The sequence below is a fragment of the Echinicola arenosa genome, assembly GCF_014841125.1.
In the GTDB taxonomy this organism is placed as follows: domain Bacteria; phylum Bacteroidota; class Bacteroidia; order Cytophagales; family Cyclobacteriaceae; genus Echinicola; species Echinicola arenosa.
Genome location: NZ_JACYTQ010000001.1, coordinates 1273861 through 1295891, shown reverse-complemented (window position 1 = coordinate 1295891; position 22031 = coordinate 1273861). Strand labels below are relative to the sequence as shown.

Genomic DNA, 22031 nt, shown 5'->3' with positions numbered 1-22031 from the left:
CAAAAGTAAAAAAAATGTCAGCCATTTCTAGCCGACATTTGAAATGATAGGATTTTAAATGCTATTATCAGAGCACATCAAACAAATTGGTTTTAAATATTTTGATGGCTATGGAAAGCAAGATGATGCCAAATATTCTTCTCAAAACATCAAGGCCAGTTTTTCCTAATTTTTTCTCCAACCATGTGGTGCTTTTCAAAACTATATAAACTACTACCAGGTTGATCAAAATTCCCACAGCAATATTGGCTTGGGAGAATTCTGCTTTTAGGGTTAAAATGGTAGTCATTGTTCCAGCGCCAGCAATCAATGGGAAGGCAATAGGAACGATGGATGTGCTGGAAGCATCAGCTTCAGGGTCAGGCTTGAATATTTCAATACCCAAGATCATTTCAGCACCTAGTGCAAAAATGATTAGCGCACCAGCAATGGCAAAATCATCCACTCCTATCCCAAAAAGGTTCAGGATGTTTTTTCCCAAAAGGAGAAATAAAACCATCAGGATTCCCGCCACTATGGTAGCTTTCTCAGACTGAATATGCCCTGCTTTTCGGCGTAAGTTGATGATTATAGGAATTGATCCCAAGATATCTATTACCGAAAATAGGATCAATGTAACAGATAAGATTTCTTTGAAGTCAAACATTATTCAAAATTTTTCGCGAAATTAAAATTAAAATTTCGAATAAAATCAATTTTTAAATTAATATTCTTTCAAGAATTTTATAAGCTTTTCAAACTCATCATCAGTGATGGCCGGGAAATTGGCAATTCTAAAGCTGGTGGGCTTTAAAGGCCCATATCCACTGCCCATTTGCATGCCTTCTTTTTCTGCCGCTTTTTTAACAGCACTGATAAAGTCTTCTTTGCCAGAAATACCCATTACCGTTTTACTTCTCGTATTAGGGTTTTGTACCAACATCGTGAGTTTTTCTGATTGGGCAATAGTGTTTTCCAGCACTTTCATTCTTTCCCTGATTATGCCATCTGTTTCTTGAATTTCAGGTCTGTCTTTCAAGTTCCTGTTGAGCAGGTAAATTCCCAATACATTTGGTGTGTAATGCGTTTGGTAATTGGCGGCATTTTCAAGGATAAAACTTAAACTATTGTACCTTCCTGATTCACCTTTGCTATGGCATTTTTCTATGGCCTTAGGAGATACAATCAAGATACCCAAACCTGCTGGCAAACCGAAGCATTTTTGGACTGAAGCATACCAAATGTCAGCAGCTGTAAAATCCAACTCAATACCAGCCATTGAAGAGGTAGTATCGACAGCAATCATTTTATTTGGATATTTTTCACCTATTTCCCTAATCAGCTCATTGCGTACCTCTGTGGCATTTGAAGTTTCGTTTTGTGTGATGGCTATTAGATCAAATTTTTCATCTATTTCTAAGGAAGCGACATCCACTTCAGTTTCTGTATCCAGTTTGATTGAGGCTGTCTCAGGATTTAAGTGCTGGGCAAAGTTTAACCATTTTTTACCGAAGGAGCCTGAATAAATATGAAAACTGGCATTTTCAACAATTGATTGCGCAATGATTTCCCAATTTTCGGTTGCACTTGAGGTGAACAATAATTTGTAATCTTCAGGAACATGAAGTTTCTCTTTGATCAAAGTCTCTGTTTCTTGGTATAAATTCATAAAAACAGCGCTTCTGTGATTGGCACTTAGAATGCCTTGCTCAAATGCATCTTGAAGATAGGTAGATAATTGATCATAAACCTTGGAAGGTCCTGGTGCAAATGTTATCATGGTTTTTAAATTAAAGTTTTAGAGAAAATACCGAAGGCCTAGTTCATACCCTTTAAGCCCTAAACCAGAGATCATGCCAATGCATTCTTTTGAAATGATACTTTTGTGCCTGAACTCTTCCCTTTTATAAATGTTGGAAATATGGATTTCCATAACGGGTGTGGTGACGCCGGCAATGGCATCGGAAAGGGCGATCGAAGTATGGGTATATGCGCCAGCATTCATCAGGATGGCATCATAGCTAAAACCTACTTCATGGATTTTATCTACCAATTCTCCTTCGATATTGCTTTGGTAATAGGATAAATCTATCGAAGAAAATGTTTTTTTTAGCGTCTCAAAGTAATCTTCGAAGGTGTCACTGCCATAAATTTCAGGCTCTCTTTTTCCTAAAAGGTTTAGGTTAGGGCCGTTAATGATAAGTATTTTCAAAATTATAGATGGTTTTTGGCGTTTTGTTCAAAATTTTGACCAAAGTTAAGCATTGGATAGTTGATTTAAATAAAAAAGCTACCCTTTAATTTTATCTTTGGGTAAAACATTGAGTTTATGCCAGACATTTGGGAAATCTATATCAAGCAATTTGAACATTATTTGAAAATAGAACGGTCTTTAAGCAAAAATTCTATTTTGGCTTATCGGCAAGATATGGATAAGCTTTCTGCTTTTCTTAGAGATCATTTTCCTGAACTTAGCCCTCTTCAGGTGAAGTTAGCACATTTGAGGTCTTTTGTGAATGAACTGGCCTCTTTGGGCGTGTCTGAATTTACCCAAGCCAGGGTGATCTCGGGAATAAAGGCCTTTTTTAAATTTTTGACTTATGAAGATAAGATAGAAGAAGATCCATCCATTTTGTTAGAAGCCCCAAAGTTGGGAAGAAAACTTCCGGATACGCTGAGTTATCCTGAAATTATACAGTTACTTGAAGGGATAAAATTAGGGGGCAATGAAGGACATAGGAACCGGGCGATGCTAGAGATTTTGTATAGCAGTGGATTGAGGGTTTCGGAATTGGTAGACCTTAAACTTGGGCAGGTTTATGCAGATATAGGCTTTCTTCGAGTGATTGGTAAGGGAAATAAGGAGCGACTTGTCCCTATTGGAAAGGATGCTTTGAAATATTTGAAGATTTATCTGGAAGAAAAGAGACGCCATCAGAAAATAGAGTCTGGCCATGAGGAATTTGTTTTTTTGAACAGAAGAGGGAAAAAACTTACCCGGGTAATGGTCTTTTTGTTTATAAAAAAACTTGTAGAAGAAGTTGGTATTAAAAAGAAGGTTAGCCCGCATACATTTCGCCATAGTTTTGCTACACACCTTATCGAAGGGGGGGCGGATTTAAGAGCCGTCCAAGAGATGTTGGGCCATGAAAGTATTACCACTACTGAAATCTATACTCACTTGGATCGGGAGTACTTGAGGCAGGTTTTGACAGAATTTCACCCAAGAAAGTAGAATTTGTAATGTGGTTTGAATTAAAAAAGCCAGCTTAAATGAAAGTTAAGCTGGCTTGATGATCCTTAAATCAAGATTATTTACTCATCTAGTTTTGTGTAAGGAATTTTCATTTTCAATTCCCACGTTCCACTATCATTGATCTTAATTCCCCACCTGATATAGGCATGGTTCCTGATTTTACCTGTTTCAGGATCTCTAAATGGAGCCCAAAACTCTTCCCATTGTGCATCTGTTTTTGGGCCTTTATCTGCTTCATAGGCTTCTTTATCCACTACAAAAGCACTCCCTTTGGATAAGTAATACATCAGATAAGTACTGCTTCCAGTGTAGTTTCTGCCATATTGGGGGAATGGAGGAGCCGGTAAGAAAAAAGAAGTTGACTTTTCACCTTCAATGGTCTCTACAGAGTTGTCATGGTAGTTTTGTAGATAAGATGACCCGCTTGGGTAAAATGTGATTTCATCTGTATCCACTGTGTTTCCATAGCTATCTTGAATGATCATATCCACTTGAACAGAGTTAGCTGGTTCGTTACTCACTTTTTGAATGGAGAAATAGGGGTTAGTCCCATCTAAAACGCTTGGGATATTTTCATCATCGGGACCAGTGATCACTCCTGTATGAGCGATTGTATTACCATTATCTGAATCCAACAACAAACGAGATCTCATTTCAGTAGGAAATTCGACAGCATTAAAAGGCTCTAGCTTTATAATTGTAAAGTCTTGAAGAAGTTTTTCTCCTTTGATATTGGAGACCTGAACATCAGCTTTGAACAGACTGTTTTGAACAAACTTTGTAGCTTGGGTAAATGCAAACTCTCCACTGACTGCATTCATTTTGATAGAGGGTTCTTCTGACAATTCAAGTTTGGCTTCTGCCAAGGCCAGGGTAGTATCGGTGTCACCATTAAAGGCCTCTTTCCAAATCCTGATCTCATGTGTTTCAAGAAGCTCATTATTAGGATTGCCATCCAAGTCTGTGAATCCAATAATTTCCCAGTTCAAGGGAGCAGTTGAATTTTCGATAGCTGGGCGTGCAGATACAGTAAAAGACCCTCTAGGAACAGAGATTGTGTCCTGAGTAGCGTGAACATTTTCACTTAAATAGCCTATTTCTGGCGGAGTACAAGAAGACACACCCAAAAACGATACTATTAGTAATTGATATATTGATTTTTTCATTTTCAAATTGTTTATGTGGACCGATGATTTTTTAATTATCATAGTTAAACAGGATGTGGTTTCCCTGTAAAACATGGATCATACCATTTGTCGATACCAAATTTGATGTTCTAACAGTAATGACATCATCATCAATGATGTTATCCCAGTCGTCCCAATCATCACCGTTTTTGTAGGTGAAAAAGACATACTCCGGAAAACTGCTCAACTGGTCTGTATACTCTTCCCTAGGTTCAAGTGAAATTCTTCTTTCTTCTCCATTCAATGCGGTCAAAATATCACCATCTGCACTCATATCATCTCTTGTGATTCTTCCTGGGAAAATATAGCCTCCCATGTACTTTTGAAGTGTATCCACAGGAATGTCATTAACGGTATACTCTGCTTCAGGATCTTCCTGTCTCATTTCGGCCAGTACCTCGTCCACATATTTTTGAATGGAAAGGTTGTTTGGGGCAAAAAGGGTATTTTCCCCATTGACTTCATCGATAAGGTCAGCCCTTTGGATCAATAATGCCAAAGTATCCAATTGTGGATGAGACTGTAAGAAAGTGAAGGTGTCGGATCCCACTTCCCCACTGCTTATGCCTCCATCTACCAAATAGTCATCAGTTATACAGGAAATTAATCCAAATGATACAACTAGGATATAAATATACTTTTTCATTTTTTCTAAGTTTTAAGGTGATTACAAACGGCCTTGCCAATATTCAGTTTGAACGATTGAAGGGTTTCTAATAATTACGCCATTAGACACAGGCCAGAAATAACCATTCTTGGCTTTTCTGTTACTATTCATCCAAGAAACACCTTCAAAGTAATCCATTCTGATGCGGTCGTAAGCAGAATGCGCCTCGGCCACCAACTCAATAGCTCTTTCGTCGAAAATAGCTTTGATCAAGTTGCTTCTATCCTGAACCCCTGTATAAGCTGGTACACCAGCCTGACTCCTTACCAAATCAAGGTCTTGCACAGCTGCTGAATATTGTCCTAGTTTTGTATAGGCTTCAGCTCTAAGCAAGTAGATATCTGCTAATCTAAATATTAAGATATTAGACTCTGAGAATCTAGCATAGGGGTCTTCAGATGCTGGATCATCAGAACTAAAGGAATATTTCAAAGGGAAGGTACTGGCTCCCATATCTTCAAAATCATTGAAGAACAACTCTTTTCGCACATCGGTCTCTCTCTCTGTTTCAGCCATGAATTCATAACCATAGAAGTCTGGGTTTCCAGTAGGAGCTGTTCCGTTGTTGCCGTTTAATATTGGCTGGTTCAAAGTCAAGCCTGTATGGTTACCATCAGCATTATTCATTCTAAAGGACTCGTTGACATCAGCGCTAATATTGATTTCAAATAAACCTGTTTTGGACTGCCCTCTCATCATCCTTTCAAATCCTTCTTGACCTTCAGACACATAGTCAATAAGACTGGTGTTACTGTTGTTGATTACCGAGGTGGCAGCATCAATACTTTGCTGTACTAATTCATTGTCATTATTATTTCTGCTTGCATACCATAGCAATGCGTGTGCTTTAAGTGCTTCAGCACTTGCTTTATTGGCAGTAATGGCCCAATTTCTAGACCCAGGACTGGCATACTCCAATAATCCAATAGACTTTTCAACGGCTTCTAGAATATAGTCTAAGACTTCATTTTCAGGAGATCTTGAAACTTCCACTATGTAGCCATCAGGAGTAATCAATTGATCTGAAGTTTCGATGGACTCATGTACGATTGGAATCTCACCCCAAATTCTGGTCATGTAGAAATAGGATAAGGCCCTTACAAATGCTGCCTCACCGATGATTCTGCTTTTTTCCTGAGGAGTAGTGAATAACTCTTCAGACATGCCTTCTACGTATTGTTCAATGGTAAAAGCCCAGTTAGCAGCTCTAAAGAAAAGCTTCCACTCTTGGGTGTTTTCCCTGTAAGGTAATACATAGTTTCCGCTTCCTTCAATGTAGTTCGTAATCCAGAACTGGCTGTCCATCAATGTCATTGCTGGAAATTCTCCCCAGTGGAGAAAGTTAGCTTGATAGGTCATGGCATTTTTAAACAAGGCGTAAGAACCAGCCAAAGCCTGTTCTGCCTCGCTTTGAGAACTCCAGTACACATCAGGATGTGTAATACTTACAGGTTCCTGGTCTAATATACTGGTACAGCTATAGGTTAACGTTAAAATTAATGTTAGTATGGCTATGTTTATTTTTCCTAAATTTTTCATGGTGTCGTTTTTAGAATCTAGCATTTATACCCAAGGAAAATGTTTTGGCCTGTGGATAGCCGTTGCCCAATACGTGTCCGCGAGCATCAACCATAGAAGCATCCACAATAGATTTGGATCTTTGCCATTGATATGGGTTCAATACGGATAGATAAACTCTCAATCTGCTAAGTCCCCATTTGTCGATTATGGAGTTTTTATTAAATACATATCCAACAGAGGCGTTGGTTACTTTCCAATAGTCTCCGTTTTCTATCCACAAGGTTTGGTTACCTCTGAAAGCATAGAAAGGGCTTTCTCCACCACCTGCAGGGAAGAGTGCAGGGAAACGTACGCCGGCAGCACCATCACCTGGTTGTTCCCAGAAACTATATTCACTAAGATCTGCTAAACCAGAAGTAGCCCAACCAGTACCGCCTCTATCATATCTATCCATATAACTATTCAATACTGTGTTCTTGATGTCTGCACCAAAGGAGAATTGACTGTATGCTTGGAAATACCAGCCTTTATAACGAAGGTTGATGTTGAAGTTCCCTTGGATATCTGGAACTGGGGAGTAATCCAAAGACATGATCTGATCACCGGCCTCATCCAATAGGTAGTCTCCATTGATGTCTTTCCAGATAGGAAGTCCTGGTCTAATGGCTGCCCATGCAGATTTTCCTGTTAGTGGCTCTCCGGTATAAGGATTGACAGGGAGTTGCTCGAGGTTGTCAATGATATAGTCATTGATGAAAACTTGATAAAGATTAAGCGGTCTTCCCACGATGTATCCATAACTACCAATAAGGTAGTCTCTGTTTCCATTTGGTAATGCACTTACATAGTTTTCGTTTCTTGCCACACCAGCAGTTAATTCTAGCTTCCAGTCACTGACTCTCGGGAAGAAATCGTAACGAACTTGAGCTTCATAGCCATAGTTCAAAACCCCAGCAACATTGGCCTGTGCATTATTGTACCCTGAATAAGAAGGGAAGGCAATGTCAAAGAATAATTGGTCAGTACTTTTATTATAGGCATCAAAGGTGATGTTCAAGCGTTGATTTACCATGGCCAAGTCAAAACCTAAATTCCACTGACGGGACTCTTCCCATGACAATTGGTCATTACCAATATTGTCATAGTTTGGCACTATTCCGGTGATACCACCATAAGATGATACACTCATTTGGTTAGAAACATATCCTGTAGCTAAACCTCCGTAACCTAGTTGGTAGGCACCAAACCTTAAATAGTTTTGTTGAAACTGCTTACCATTGATTCCCCAGCTAGCTCTGAATTTACCAAAGTCAAGCCAGTCACCAGTAATTTTCTGCATGAATGGTTCGTCTGAGAATACCCATCCCAAGGATACAGATCCAAAATTCGCCCAGCGTGTATCTTTTCCGAATCGAGAAGAAGCATCTCTACTGTAGTTGACACTGATCAAGTACTTTTGCTTGAACTTGTAGTTGAATCTGGCATAATAGGAAAGCAGGGCGTTTTCACTGATATCTGTAAACCCATCAATATTATCCTTTGTATACCTTTCGTTGATGATTTGGATGGCATCACTACCAAAACCGACAGCGTTGATCCCCATGTCTTCGTACTTGTTGTAATCTACGCGATTACCGGCAATGGCTATGATTTCATGGTCCCCAAATGTTTTGAAATAATCAAAATATAAATCGGAAGCATTGTTCTTTCTAGTATAGAGTGAATAAGCTGCAAAACCGTCTCCATTGGGTCTAATATTCGATGGCTCATAGAAGTTCTTCTTGTTGGCATCGTATTGGAAAGTCAACTGAGAATTAAGCTTTAATCCATCAATGATCTTTAACTGAGCGAAGTTTGAAAAGGTAACTTTAAACTGCTCGTCTGTATTTAACTTATTTTCAAGTTCTCCTTGTAGTGACTGGATTTTTGCTTCTGGTAGATAGAAAAGCGAGGAGTTCAAATTGTTAGGACTGGTAGGTAAGCTGTTGTCCAAGTTAAAAGATCCTCCACCAGGGTTTCCTTGACCAGTTTTGTTCTCAGTCATGGAAGTATTGATGATAAACTGGTTGGTAAACCTTTTGCCAGCCTTCATATTCAAGTTGGCATTTAGGGTATACCTTGTAAATCCAGTTGCTTTCACTACACCTTTGTCATCGTTATATCCGAGGGAAACACGATAGTTTGAAGTTTCACTACCACCTCTCATACTCAGGTTGTATCTTTGTGATACACCTGTTTGATAAAATAGTCCTTGATAATCTACATTGTTATTAAATGCAGGGTTGAGGCTATCAGTTAACATGATTGGGACATTGTTAGACAAAAGAAAGTCATGGTCCCACCATTTTTCCAACATGCCCATTTTTTCCCTTCTTTCTGCTGCACCTGCCAGCATCGGGACTAGTTCAGGAATAGGCTGGAAACCTATGCTGGTGGTAAAATCAAACTGAGGTTTTTCTAAAGCTGCTCCTCTTTTTGTTTTGATGATAATAACACCGTTAGCACCTCTTGATCCGTAAATTGCAGCTGCAGAAGCATCTTTTAATATATCGATACTTTCGATGTCATTTGGGTTTAAGGAGGCAAGGTAATCAGTGTTTGAAACGCCATAACCTGCAAGATCCTCCAATGAAGTTTGTACCCCATCAACTACATACAGTGGAGTACTAAAAGCCGTAAAACGCTCTCCTCCATCTAGTCCACCTGATACGGTAGAGTTACCCCTGATGATCAGTCCTCCTCTTGCTCCTGGAGCACCACTGACATTTACGGTCTGGATACCTGTACTTTGGGTACCAATCAAGGATGCGACATTGGTTACGGGAATGGCCTCCAGGTCCTCGCCTTTAATGCTACTGGTTGCACCGGTTACATCTCTTTTGATGACCGATTGGTAACCGACTACCACAAATTCATCCAATTCAGATTCCTTTGCTTTTAGAGAAATCTGGAGTGGCTGATCATTCGTGATGGTTTTTTCTATAGGTTCATAGCCTATAAAGGAAAATACGAGAACTTGCCCAGCTTCAACACTTATTTTGAAGTTCCCATCTACATCAGTGACCATTCCTTTGGTTGTTCCTTTTAATAGGATGTTTGCCCCTGGGATGGGCTCTTCAGATGTGGCATCTGTAACGGTCCCGGTTACTGTAATTGTTTGCGCTGTGACGAGACCACACAGGCAAAACATAAAGAAAAAACTTAGTAGAGTTTTAAGCATTGTTTAGAGTGTTTTTGTTACTAATTTTTTTGAATGAAAGAAGAGTATTTCATCATACTTGTTCTCAATAAACCTTTTCAAAATAATCTTAAAGAAAAGCGCATGGCCGTATTTTTATTTCGGTACTAATTGGACATAGTGAGTCCAATCTTAATTTCATGAATTAAGAAATGGTATTTCTTGAAATTAAAGGAACTAATCTTTAAAAGCATCTTGGAAAAGGTACCATGACGCATCACTTTTGGGGTGTTGTTTTCTTTAATAAAATGATTTTTAATTCAATCGTTTTATTTGTTTTACTATCACTATTCTTTTCAAATAATTCTGTTTAGTCGACTTTGCAGTTTTTGAATATAGTGATAATGTTAAAAAATGTAAAATAATCATAACTATTTTTTGTTACGAAACATTATTAATGGATTGTCAATTACTTACTTTGTGAGTATTAGTAAGTTAAGTGTTGTTAAACGAAAGTTTTTCCATTTTAGTTAAGAATCATAGCAAAGCCATTATAAATCTTTCTATTTGTGTTATGGAGTTGCTTAAAGCTAACTTAAATTGGAGGCTATAATATTCATACGAAAGATTTCTGCTTGATATTTACATCTTTGGCGTAATAAATAGAAAAAAATGAAACAAGCACTGTTAGGGATATTATGTTTTGAATTTACAAGATAGTATCTGGTGTTTTTTGTTTTTGAAAAGCTTAAAACTGTAGAAAAAATTTATTTGATCAACTGATGATTCAAAGAGTTGAGGGATATTTGCAAATTTCTCCTCAATGTTTGATTTAGTAAAAAGATATATTCGAAAAATTAATTTTTTGTAATGATTGTATTGGGCAGATGGACTACATAAAAACCAAGTCTAATGGTTGTTTTTTGTAAAGTAGATTACTTTCTGATTTTTCTTGGGCGATTTATTTGTTTAGCAAAATAATGTATTTAAAATAAGTTTTTTTGTGTAAAAAAATAATTTTAGTAAATTATTGTACCATTACTCAAAATGATCAATCTCTATGAAAACATTTTTTAAAATCGTCTTGTATCTAGTCGTTGTTGTTGTAATTGTGGTTGGGGCTGTATTGACTTATGTAAGTATTGCTTTGCCCAATGTGGGGGATGCAGAGGAGATTGTTGTTGAAGGGACTGCCGAGCAAATTGCTCGAGGAAAATACCTTGCCAATCACGTGATGCTTTGCATGGATTGCCATGCAGAAAGGGATTATTCATTGTTTTCTGCGCCGCCAGTGCCCAATACGCAGGGAGTTGGAGGAGAACGCTTTGACAGAACAATGGGACTACCTGGTGTGTTTATTTCCCCAAATATTACCCCTACGGGTATTTCGGATTGGACAGATGGGGAGCTTTTTAGGCTAATTACTACTGGTGTAAGAAAAGATGGTGAACCGATTTTTCCGGTAATGCCCTATCAAAAATATGCCCATATGGATGCAGAGGATATCAAATCTGTTATTGCCTACCTGAGGACATTAGAGCCTAAAGAGACTCCTGATTATGAACGTGAGATAGATTTTCCTATGAATTTCATTATTAGGACCATTCCTGAAAATGCAGATTTAAGGGTGATTCCCTCTAAAGTTGACGCCATTAAATATGGGGAGTATTTGACCACAGCTGCAGCTTGTGGAGAATGTCATACAAAATTTGAAAATGGAGCGTTTGTGGGGCCATACCTTGGAGGTGGTAGGGAATTTCAATTTCCTAATGGAATGATAGTTAGGTCTGCGAATTTGACCAAGCATGAAACAGGTATTGGATCTAGAAGCAAAAGTGATTTTGTTAATTTATTTAAAAGTTATAGCCCAGATATTTATCAACCTGAAAAGGTTGGTCAGGACGAATTCCAGACGATCATGCCGTGGATGATGTATGCAGGAATGGATACAACGGATTTGGAGGCTATCTATGATTATTTGGTATCCATTGAGCCTGTAGACAACAAAGTTGAAAAAGTGACTTTTGCAAAGTGATTATTTGATTGAAAAAGTAGGTTTGATCACCTAGATGGGCAAAGTAGTGGCAGGAAACCTGTCACTACTGCCCATTTGATTGGATTTTGAGAACCTTTCTTTAATAGTAAAAGAAAGGTTTTTGAAAATATGGTCCTGATAAGTTGTTTTGGGAAAATATCATTATCTCTACTTAATTAATTTCCTGTAATGCTTTATCAAGCCATGTTTTTTTTCCCTTGGTAAGAGAAATATTCCTACGGTTCTTATTATATACTATTTCTTTAACTTGGTCCGAGTTGCTGAGAAGTCCCAATTTGGTTAGTTTTCCATCTTTCCAGGAAATATCCACCTCGATATTTCCCCTAGCTACCAACCCTTCTATATGGCCATTTTTCCAACTGTCTGGTAAAGTGGGTAAGACTCTAATAAAACCTTCGTGAGATTGTAAAAGTAATTCAGCAATACCAGCCGTAAACCCAAAATTGCCATCGATTTGGAATGGAGGATGTTCGTTGAATAAATTAGGGCCTGTTGATATTTGAAGTAACTTATAGAGGTTATCCTCTGCTGCGGCTTTGTCTAGTAGCCTTGCATTAAAGTTGATCATCCAAGCCCTGCTCCATCCTGTGCCAGCTCCGCCATGTTGAAGTCTATAGTCAATTGTTTTTTGGGCTCCTTCGAAAGCTTCTGGAATAGCTTCTGTGATGGTATGGCCAGGGTGAAGGGCATAAAGGTGGGACATGTGCCTGTGTCCTTTCTCAGGCTCTTCGTAAGCTTCGTTCCATTCAAGGATTCTCCCATCTTCCCCAATGCTCACTCCTGGGTATAGTTTGCCAAGTTTTTCTTGAACCTCTTGGGTAAAGCTGTCTTCTATGGAAAGAACCTTGGCTGCCGAAAGGGTGTTTTCGAAAACCTCTTTGATAATTTGATGTCCCATAGCAGCACCATAAGAAACAGCAGCTGATTTTCCATCTGCTGTCATATAGGAGTTTTCTGGAGAAGTTTCTGGGTAAGAGATGTAAAGTCCGGATTTTTTATCTTTCTGAAGCCAATCTAGATAGAACTCAGCAAATGACTTCAAAGCTGGATAGGCTCTCCGTGCTAGAAATTCTTTGTCCTGTGTAAATTGATAGTGCTCCCAATAGTGTTGGGAGATCCACCCGCCCCCGTGGATCCATGCTCCCCAATAAGCTTGGTTGGCTCTCATCCATGGAGCGGCCCATAGATCCGTAGCGTGGTGAATTACTGATCCTCTATTGATGCCGTATTGTTCCTTTGCTGTGACTTTTCCTCTTTCAATTAACCTATCAACTAGGTCAAAAAGTGGCAAGTGCATCTCAGATAGCTGGGTTGGCCCTGCTGGCCAATAGTTCATTTGGAGATTGATATTGAGGTGATAGTCCGCATTCCACGGTGCTTGTATGTCCTTGTTCCAGATACCTTGGAGGTTGGCTGGATTAGTGCCTGGCCTGGATGAAGAAATAAGGAGATAGCGGCCATACTGAAAAAGCGTAGCTGCAAGATCAGCATCTTTATTGCCATCTTTGACTCTTTGTAACCTTTGGTCAGTGGGGAGGCTGTCTAACTCTTGGTCGCCTAAATCCAAGTTAACTCTGGAAAAGTATTGGCCAAAATCTGCCTTATGATCAGCAAGGATGTTTTCAAAACTTTTGCCTTCTAAGTGTTTCAAGCTTTTTTGATTTTTTGCAGCATAGTCATCACCATAGAAAGAAGTGTTGCAAACAATAAAAATGGTCGCTTCCTTTACACCTTCAAGTGATAATGACCCATTGTTAGCTTTAGTTGTTCCAGAAGAGATCTTGACTTTAAGTCTTGTTTCGAATTTCACGCCATGGTTAATAGGGTTGGGTTGACTATTCAGAACCCCACCATATTGTGTGATTTCACCATTCATGACCAACTCATCTTTTGAAGGGGCTGAAACAGTAACTGTTGGATGCCCGGTATCCTCTGGTCTATCCAGTTTAAGCTGAAAGTTGAGGCCTTTTTCGGCATTGGTACTCAACTGTACGACCAAAACATCATCAACAGCAGATGCGAAAACCTTTTCGGTATATTCATGGCCACCAGAAGTATAGTTGACCGTGGCCAATGCTTCGTCAAGACTAAGCTTCCTTGAGTAATTTTCAATTTTGAGATCATTATCAAAGTCAATATATAGATCGCCCATAGTTTGATGAGATCTAAGTACTCTGCCGTAAGAAAATTTATCGACAATCAATTTATCGGCTTTATGGACTTCGCCAGCTTTGACCAGTTTTCTTATTTCCTGTAGGTCTTCTGGTGTTCCTTTTGCACTAGGGACACTTGGTCCATCAGGCCAAAGGGAATCTTCATTCAATTGGATTCTTTCACTTTTTGGATCACCAAAGACCATTGCGCCTAGCCTTCCATTTCCTACGGGAAGTGCTTCGTTCCACTTTTGAGCAGGTTGTTTGTACCATAGGTTTATGGTATCTTTATGTTGTTGATTATGGGAGCACGAACTGAAAAATAGAGTGCCCATTAAAAACAGGAAAACTGGAATAATCTTTTTCATGATATGTCTAGCGGATTGTTACAGATGTTTAATTATTAAATGAAAAGAAAAAGCTTTCTAAAGCTTTCAAATGCTAGAGTAAATATAAATAAAATAAGTGGTGGCTTTGATAATAAAATCACAAGGTCTTTATCCAATATCAGTATTTTATTCACATACTTTTCTTTGTTTTTTTATACTTTGATCACAAAGGTTATAGCACTATAGTGGAGTAAATATTTGTGATCAATTCCTGATTTAAGTGTTGCTTTCATCTAATTCAATTAATTTAGCGGATAAACTAACCGATAATGTACGTGTATAAATCACTGTTGAAGCCTTTTTTGTTCAAAAAAGGAGCTGAAGAAGCCCACCACTTTACATTTTCCATGGTGAAAACCACCTTTAATCTCCCCATTGTCAAAGAAGTAGTCAATAGCCTTTTTGGCTTTGAGGATTCCTCCCTGGAAAAAGAAGTTTTTGGCTTGAGGTTCAAAAATCCCGTGGGACTGGCAGCTGGTTTTGATAAAGACGCCAAGCTGATTGATGAGATGGCTATGTTGGGATTTGGGTTTATTGAAATCGGTACATTGACACCAAAGGCTCAGGATGGCAATCCACAGCCACGGTTGTTTAGATTACCTGAAGACGGATCCTTGGTAAATCGGATGGGCTTTAATAATGGCGGGGTGGATGCTGCGGTACAACGGTTGAAAAAAAGAAAGTCCAATGTATTGATTGGAGGAAATATCGGTAAAAATAAAGTGACCCCTAATGAAAAGGCTGAGGAAGATTATCTATACTGTCTGAACGCTTTACATCCTTACGTGGATTACTTTGTAGTAAATGTGAGTTCTCCCAATACACCAAATTTGAGGGACTTGCAGGAGAAAGAACCCTTGAAAAAATTGCTTCAAACTGTTAAGGCAGCAAACGAAAATTTTCCTCTTCCCAAACCTATTTTACTGAAAATAGCTCCAGACCTTACAGATGGTCAACTGGATGATATTATTGCTATCGTTCAGGAGACCCAAATAGATGGTGTGATTGCGACAAATACAACTATTGACAGAAGTCAACTGAAGACTGACGCCAAGCAAGTGGAAGAAATTGGTGCTGGAGGTGTCAGCGGGAAAGTGTTGGGCAAAAGAAGTACGGAAGTGATTCGTTATTTGTCTGAGCAGTCAAATAAATCATTCCCTATTATAGGGGTTGGTGGCATTTTTAGTGCAGAAGATGCTATCGAAAAGCTTGAAGCAGGAGCTTCATTGGTACAGGTTTATTCTGGAATGATCTATGAAGGACCAGGCCTGATGAAGGAAATCAAAAAAGGTTTGAAAGCGTATTACAACCGCTGATATTTTCTATATTTCAAGATTAAAATTATCTTATTGGTCATCAAAAGGGACTTGTTGAAGAATTATGGCTTCCAATACATATAAATCAAATACTTTCAGGAAGAAGGAAAAAGCCAAGAAGAAAAAGCGCTCGTTTAACTTTTCTATCACTGCTTTTAAGGATAAAAAAGTAGGGATGTCTTTTGGTATACTTTTCATGATGATAGGGCTTTTTCTGTTTTTTGCTTTTTTAGGATACCTTTTTACAGGTGCTGCAGATCAGAGTGTGGTAAGTGGTGTGGGGGAAGGTGTTCCATTGAGACAAAATGCTGCGGAAGCTCGAAACTGGTTGGGGTTTGCAGGAGCTTGGGTCTCCCATTGGCTAATTTTTCGTTGGTTTGGACTAGCAGCTTTCTTGTTTCCTCCATTCCTGTTTATTCTGGGATTTAAGTGGGCTTTTAAACAGTCTTTGATTTCTTTGACCCAATATAGTGCTTTTGGTTTGTTTTTTGTGTTTTGGCTTGGCCTTCTATTGGGCTATGTAGTTCATATATTGGATGGCTTTAGTTACCTTCAGTTTATTTGTGGAGGGTTTGGCTATGAAATGGCGGTCTTGTCTGATGAGTTCTTGGGATGGGGGACATTTATTTTGATCTTTGGCTCATTGCTGATATTTGTGGTTTTCTTTTTCAATATCACACATATTGAATGGTTACAGAGCGATCATAAAAATCTGGAGGATTTGGATTCTGAGGTTATATCCGAAAGCCGTGATAACAAAAATGCCGTAGTAGAAAAGAATTTTGCTCCAATTGAGTCGGAAGAAACTGTTTCAGGTACGGATGAGCTAGTTGATGAAGAGGAGGAGGATATTGAAGATGATGGCCAAAGCTGGACCATTAAGAATGAACAGCCTGAAAAGAAAAGGTCAAGTAGCGAGCCTTCATTTAATATTGAAGATCAAACTTTGGTTTCTGAAGAAGAGAAGAAGGAACCAGAGGAAAAGAAATTTACGGTTGAGGCCAATGCCGGAGAGGAGAAAAAGGTCAGTGAAGTGGAGAATCTAGACCCTTATGATCCTACTCTGGATTTAGCCAGCTATCAATATCCAACCATAGATTTGCTCAATGAGTATGATCAGCAGAAAGTGACCGTTTCCCGTCAGGAGTTGGAGGAAAACAAAAACAAGATCGTAGAAACACTGGTCAACTTTAAGATAGGAATTCAAGAGATCAAGGCAACCATTGGTCCTACTGTAACCTTGTACGAAATTGTACCTGATCCGGGAGTTAAGATTTCAAAAATCAAAAACCTTGAGGACGATATTGCCTTGAGTTTGGCGGCATTGGGAATCAGAATTATCGCTCCTATTCCAGGAAAGGGGACTATTGGTATTGAAGTACCAAATAAGAACAGAGAGTTGGTGGCGGCCAGATCTGTTTTGGGAACCGAGAAGTTTATGAGAAGTGACAAAGATCTTCCTGTGGCTTTAGGTAAGACCATTTCCAATGAGGTTTTTGTAGTGGACTTGGCCAAAATGCCCCACTTGCTGATGGCAGGTGCTACTGGTCAAGGTAAGTCCGTAGGGCTGAATGTGATCTTGGCTTCATTGGTTTACAAAAAACATCCTTCCCAGTTAAAGTTTGTTTTGGTAGACCCCAAGAAAGTGGAGTTGACCCTTTTTAATAAAATTGAACGACACTTTTTGGCTAAACTGCCCAATGCAGAGGATGCCATCATTACGGATACAAAAAAAGTAATCTATACGCTGAACTCGCTTTGTATAGAAATGGACAACCGGTATGATTTGCTCAAAGATGCAGGTTGCCGAAATCTCAAAGAATACAATGCGAAGTTTGTTGCCAGAAAACTCAACCCGGATAAGGGGCATAAGTTTATGCCTTATATTGTTTTGGTAATCGATGAATTGGCAGATTTGATGATGACAGCGGGTAAGGAAATAGAAGCACCAATTGCCAGGTTGGCTCAGTTGGCCAGGGCTATTGGGATTCACTTAGTGGTGGCTACTCAGCGTCCATCAGTTAATGTGATTACCGGTATTATCAAAGCCAATTTCCCTGCCAGATTATCTTTTAGAGTTACATCTAAAGTGGACAGTAGGACCATTCTTGATGCAGGGGGAGCTGAGCAATTGATTGGAATGGGGGATATGTTGCTTTCCCAAGGCTCCGACGTGATCAGGATTCAATGTGCTTTCTTGGATACACCCGAAGTGGAGGCAGTGTGTGAGTGGATTGGTGAACAGCGAGGTTACAGTGATGCCTATTTGTTGCCTGAATTTGAAGGAGAAGATGGTGACAGCGGTGTTGGTGATGTGGATTTGTCAGATCGCGATCCCTTATTTGAAGATGCAGCAAAGCTGATTGTAATGCATCAGCAAGGAAGTACTTCATTGATTCAGAGAAAACTGAAGTTGGGTTATAACAGAGCAGGGAGAATTATTGACCAGTTAGAAGCGGCAGGAATTGTGGGGCCATTTGAAGGAAGCAAAGCCCGTGAAGTATTAATTCACGATGAAGTTAGTTTGGAACAGTTATTGAATAGCCTCTAAAAGGTGACAAGCCTAAAATAGAAGGTGTATTATGTTGAAAAGAATTATACTACTCAGTTTATTATTTACTATAGGTGTTCAGGTTCATGCGTGGGCTCAAAAGGATCCAAAGGCTAAAGCCATTTTGGACCAAATGAGCGAGCGTTACCAGTCTCTAAATGGGTTGGAGGCTAGTTTTGAATATTATTACTATAATGATCTTGATGGGGCGAGTCAGACCAGTAATGGTGAAGTAGCTGTAAAAGGTAACCGATATAAGTTGGTGCTGGATGATCAGGAGGTCTATAATGACGGGCAAACTGTTTGGACTTTAATTAAATCCGGCAACTATCAGGAAGTAACCATCAATACGGTCAATACAAGCGAAGATGAATTGACTCCTTCGAGTATCTATAACCTTTACCGCAAGGGCTATGATTATAGCTTAAATGGAGAAACTTCCAAAAATGGTAAAGCAGTGCAAGAAATACTTTTAGTTGCAGAAAATAAAAAGGCACAGTTTCAGAAGATCAAGCTTTTTGTTGAGAAGAATAAAAAGGATTTGGTGGCATGGGAAGTTGCTGACAGTGACGGTGGAACATTCAAGTATGAGTTTAAGGACGTTAAAACAGATATTGCATTGGATAATGCCTATTTTGTTTTTGACCCCAAAAAGCATCCAGGGATAGAAGTGATTGACCTGAGGTAGTAAGGATTTTTGAGAATAACGATTGAAACTATAGAAATACAGCAGATATCTGCTGTATTTTCGTTTAGAACCATTCCATTTTTTTTATTTTTGCCAAAACAATTTGAAAATGGACAAACAAACCCTTTTTGATAACATTCAGAAAAAATCATCCTTTCTGTGTGTTGGCTTGGATACAGATCTTTCAAAAATCCCTTCTCACCTTTTAAAGGAAGCGGATCCTATCTTTGAATTTAACAAGCAAATCATAGATCATACGGCTGATTACGCGGTAGCCTACAAGCCCAATATAGCCTTTTATGAAGCTATGGGGCCAAAAGGTTGGGAGAGTTTGCAGAAGACTTTGGAATATATTCCGAAGGACATTTTTACCATTGCAGATGCCAAAAGGGGAGATATTGGAAATACATCCAAGCTATATGCGAAGGCTTTTTTTGAGCAAATGGATTTTGATTCCATCACTGTGGCTCCATATATGGGGAAAGATTCTGTGAGTCCGTTTTTAGAATTTGCTGACAAATGGGTGATCTTATTGGCACTTACTTCAAATGAAGGCAGCAAAGATTTTCAAATTCTTGATACGAATGCGGGAAAGCCTTTATTTCAGCAAGTTTTGGAAAAGAGCCAAGAATGGGGGACAGACGGAAACTTAATGTATGTCGTTGGAGCAACCAGAGGAGAAAAAATAGCTGAGGTTCGAAAATTTGCCCCACATCATTTCTTTTTAGTTCCTGGAGTTGGAGCTCAAGGAGGAAGTTTGGAAGAAGTGGCCAAATATGGCATGAATAGCACCTGTGGCTTGTTGGTGAATTCTTCAAGGGGAATTATTTATGCCTCAGCAGAAAAGGATTTTGGAGTAAAAGCCGGAGAAGAAGCATTTAAGCTGCAAAAAGAGATGGCTAAATTATTAGAAGATTACTGTAAGTGATAGACTTACAGTGGTTTCCTGTTTTTTGAAAAAAAAATGCCTAAATTAAAGAGTTGTTCAGGCCTTTAGGTCTTATCTTTTTAATTAATTTTTTTGGCAATGAATTTTCAGGAAAACTTTATCCAAGCTGTATGGAAGTACCAATATTTCGAAAAGCTTGATCTCAAAACAGTTTCAGGAGTACCATTAAGTGTTAAAAAAATAGGCTATCATAACTTTCATGAAGGTCCTGATTTTTTAGAATCCCAAATAATACTCGGAAACATTGAATATCATGGGAACATAGAAGTTCATCTTAAAAGCTCTGGATGGAATGCGCATGGTCATGAGCAGGACGATAACTATGAGTCTGTGATCCTTCATGTTGTTTGGGAGCATGATACAGATATAAAACATAAGGATGGTACTTTAATTCCAACTTTGGAATTAAAGGGAAGGGTGTTTTTGGATGTGATCAGAAACTATGAGCGCTTGATTGCTCCTTCAAAGGGTTTGCTTTGTGGAGAGTTTTTGGACAGTGTTGGAGATATAATCAAGTTTTCAATGCTGGAAAAGGCTTTGGTAGAGCGCTTGTATGAGAAGGCGAATGTTATCAAAAAAGAAGTTGAGCTGACGGCAGGTGATTGGGAAGAAGTGACCTACAGATGGCTGTTCTACTGTTTTGGATTTAAGGTAAACAGTTCTGCGATGCTTAAGCTGGCAAGATCACTTCCTTATAAGATTCTGAAGAAACATAGTGGTCAACCTTTGGTACAGGAAGCTTTATTGTTAGGGCAGGCAGGGTTTCATCAGAGGGATGTAGAGATAAGTGATGACTATACTTCTTTTGTAAAAAGAGAATATGGTTTTTATCAGTCCAAATATGGTTTGAGTGAACCATTTTTCTCTTCTGAATGGAAGTTTATGAGTGTTCGACCCAGTAATTATCCCTCGGTTAGAATCGCCCAATTGGCATCAATTCTTTCTCATGGTCCCAATTTGTTTTCAGCTTTGAAAGAAGAGGTCAATAGCGTGGAGGATTTGCTTCCAATATTTCAAGTAAAGCCAAGCAACTATTGGGAGCATCATTACCAACTGGGTAAGGCGAGTTTGAAGAGTCAAAACCGGGTGTTGAGCAAAAGAATGATCAATCTATTGGGAATTAACTTCGTTGTGCCGCTGTGGTTTGCCTATGGAAATTATACCGACGATCCAGCTTGGAAGGAACGATGTTTTGATTTTTTGCAAGGAGTTCCGGCGGAGGAAAACAGTATCGTTAGATCTTATTTGCAAGAAAATTGGCAACCTCAAAACGCGTTTGATTCTCAGGCCATGATAGGCATGCACCATCACTACTGTAGCCAGAAGAAATGCTTGGACTGTAAAATTGGTCAGAACTTGCTCAGGCCAAGGAAGTAGTGTTTTTTGGTTAGGTTGGGAATTTGCCGTAATTTTGCGGACTAAATCAAAAAGAGAAAATGGATAAACCGGTAATCATATTAGGCGCAAAAGGAATTGCTCACCCAGCGTTGGAGATTTTCAATAGCAATGAAGTAGTGGTCTACGGTTTTTTGGATGAAGATGAATCCCTACACGGAACAGAGCTGAATGTGGTGCCTGTGTTGGGAAATCCAGAGGATGATGGCTATTTGAAATTAATAGGGAAAAAGTGTGAAGCTTTTGTGGCGGTAGATGATAACCAGTACCGACAGTTCTTGGTGAAGCTTTTGAACGAAAGAAGAAAAGTCCAACCCATCAATGCTGTTCACAAAACAGCCTATATTTCAACTGACGCAGTCATTGGACATGGAAACTTTATCAATGCCCGCGTAAACATAGGTGCTGCCTCTGAGGTGGGCAGTCATGGTATTTTCCATTCTGGTGCTATTTTGGATCATGGTGTAAAAGTAGCTGACTTTGCTCAGATCGGAGCAGGAGCTGTGATCAATTCAGGCGTATCTATTGGTAAAGGGGCTTTCATCGGTTCTGGTGTAACCGTAGTTTCTGGAGTGAAAATTGGTGAAAATGCCAGAGTTGGTGCAGGTTCAGTGGTCATTTCCGATGTGGAGGATGATGCAACCGTTTTTGGGAATCCTGCTGCTCCTATCAAACAGTAAATCATTTAATTAGTATATTTAGCAAACATCAAAACCAAAACACCCTGCTGGAATCAGGGCATCAGT

General features: G+C 39.1%; 17 protein-coding genes. 8 read left to right on the top strand and 9 right to left on the bottom strand.

Annotated features, from left to right (window positions below; all coding sequences use genetic code 11):
* Positions 1 to 67: 67 nt before the first annotated feature.
* The 3 genes from IFO69_RS04885 to aroQ are packed head-to-tail and all read right to left on the bottom strand — an operon-like array spanning position 68 to position 2191.
* A complete protein-coding gene (locus tag IFO69_RS04885; protein ID WP_192008871.1) occupies positions 68 to 646 on the bottom strand; it encodes a MarC family protein in 579 nt (192 codons plus the stop codon).
* A gap of 57 nt (positions 647 to 703) precedes the next feature.
* Positions 704 to 1759, bottom strand: a complete 1056-nt coding sequence (locus IFO69_RS04880) for an aminotransferase class V-fold PLP-dependent enzyme (RefSeq protein ID WP_192008868.1) — start codon at positions 1757 to 1759, stop codon at positions 704 to 706.
* An 18-nt stretch (positions 1760 to 1777) separates the two neighbouring features.
* On the bottom strand, positions 1778 to 2191 hold the full coding sequence (aroQ, locus tag IFO69_RS04875) for a type II 3-dehydroquinate dehydratase (protein WP_192008865.1): 414 nt from the start codon (positions 2189 to 2191) through the stop codon (positions 1778 to 1780).
* Between the two features lie 117 nt (positions 2192 to 2308).
* Between aroQ and xerD the strand changes: the two genes are divergently transcribed.
* Entirely contained in the window at positions 2309 to 3214 is a 906-nt protein-coding gene (gene xerD, locus IFO69_RS04870) for a site-specific tyrosine recombinase XerD (RefSeq protein ID WP_192008862.1), read from the top strand.
* An 80-nt stretch (positions 3215 to 3294) separates the two neighbouring features.
* Here the strand turns inward: xerD and IFO69_RS04865 are convergent, their stop codons facing one another.
* The 4 genes from IFO69_RS04865 to IFO69_RS04850 are packed head-to-tail and all read right to left on the bottom strand — an operon-like array spanning position 3295 to position 9800.
* Positions 3295 to 4401: a DUF5007 domain-containing protein gene (locus IFO69_RS04865; RefSeq protein WP_192008860.1), complete on the bottom strand. Its 1107-nt coding sequence runs from the start codon at positions 4399 to 4401 to the stop codon at positions 3295 to 3297.
* A 31-nt stretch (positions 4402 to 4432) separates the two neighbouring features.
* Positions 4433 to 5068 (bottom strand): fasciclin domain-containing protein, encoded by a 636-nt coding sequence (locus tag IFO69_RS04860; RefSeq protein ID WP_192008858.1) that lies wholly within the window; start codon positions 5066 to 5068, stop codon positions 4433 to 4435.
* Between the two features lie 21 nt (positions 5069 to 5089).
* On the bottom strand, positions 5090 to 6628 hold the full coding sequence (locus IFO69_RS04855) for a RagB/SusD family nutrient uptake outer membrane protein (RefSeq protein WP_192008856.1): 1539 nt from the start codon (positions 6626 to 6628) through the stop codon (positions 5090 to 5092).
* A gap of 10 nt (positions 6629 to 6638) precedes the next feature.
* Positions 6639 to 9800, bottom strand: coding sequence for a SusC/RagA family TonB-linked outer membrane protein (locus IFO69_RS04850; RefSeq protein WP_192008854.1), 3162 nt, complete (start codon positions 9798 to 9800; stop codon positions 6639 to 6641).
* 1048 nt (positions 9801 to 10848) lie between these two features.
* On the opposite strand from IFO69_RS04850, the gene IFO69_RS04845 reads away from it, so the two are divergent.
* Complete coding sequence (locus IFO69_RS04845) at positions 10849 to 11823, top strand: c-type cytochrome (RefSeq protein ID WP_192008852.1); 975 nt, start codon at positions 10849 to 10851, stop codon at positions 11821 to 11823.
* A gap of 172 nt (positions 11824 to 11995) precedes the next feature.
* On the opposite strand, the gene IFO69_RS04840 is transcribed toward IFO69_RS04845, so the two are convergent.
* The gene (locus IFO69_RS04840; protein WP_192008850.1) at positions 11996 to 14365 is read right to left on the bottom strand and encodes a glycoside hydrolase family 95 protein; all 2370 of its coding nucleotides are present in this window, start codon (positions 14363 to 14365) and stop codon (positions 11996 to 11998) included.
* 296 nt (positions 14366 to 14661) lie between these two features.
* Between IFO69_RS04840 and IFO69_RS04835 the strand changes: the two genes are divergently transcribed.
* The gene (locus IFO69_RS04835; protein ID WP_192008982.1) at positions 14662 to 15702 is read left to right on the top strand and encodes a quinone-dependent dihydroorotate dehydrogenase; all 1041 of its coding nucleotides are present in this window, start codon (positions 14662 to 14664) and stop codon (positions 15700 to 15702) included.
* 30 nt (positions 15703 to 15732) lie between these two features.
* On the opposite strand, the gene IFO69_RS21585 is transcribed toward IFO69_RS04835, so the two are convergent.
* Complete coding sequence (locus IFO69_RS21585) at positions 15733 to 15900, bottom strand: hypothetical protein (RefSeq protein ID WP_225443985.1); 168 nt, start codon at positions 15898 to 15900, stop codon at positions 15733 to 15735.
* On the opposite strand from IFO69_RS21585, the gene IFO69_RS04830 reads away from it, so the two are divergent.
* The 5 genes from IFO69_RS04830 to IFO69_RS04810 all read left to right on the top strand — a co-directional run bounded on the left by IFO69_RS04830 (position 15899) and on the right by IFO69_RS04810 (position 21965).
* Positions 15899 to 18253 (top strand): FtsK/SpoIIIE family DNA translocase, encoded by a 2355-nt coding sequence (locus IFO69_RS04830; RefSeq protein ID WP_262891604.1) that lies wholly within the window; start codon positions 15899 to 15901, stop codon positions 18251 to 18253. The two genes, IFO69_RS21585 and IFO69_RS04830, sit on opposite strands and share 2 nt — an antisense overlap.
* Before the next feature lie 31 nt (positions 18254 to 18284).
* Entirely contained in the window at positions 18285 to 18941 is a 657-nt protein-coding gene (locus IFO69_RS04825; RefSeq protein ID WP_192008845.1) for a LolA family protein, read from the top strand.
* A 109-nt stretch (positions 18942 to 19050) separates the two neighbouring features.
* Entirely contained in the window at positions 19051 to 19869 is an 819-nt protein-coding gene (gene pyrF / locus IFO69_RS04820; protein ID WP_192008842.1) for an orotidine-5'-phosphate decarboxylase, read from the top strand.
* A 99-nt stretch (positions 19870 to 19968) separates the two neighbouring features.
* Entirely contained in the window at positions 19969 to 21267 is a 1299-nt protein-coding gene (locus IFO69_RS04815) for a DUF2851 family protein (RefSeq protein WP_192008839.1), read from the top strand.
* Between the two features lie 59 nt (positions 21268 to 21326).
* Positions 21327 to 21965, top strand: coding sequence for an acetyltransferase (locus IFO69_RS04810; protein ID WP_192008837.1), 639 nt, complete (start codon positions 21327 to 21329; stop codon positions 21963 to 21965).
* Positions 21966 to 22031 lie beyond the last annotated feature (66 nt).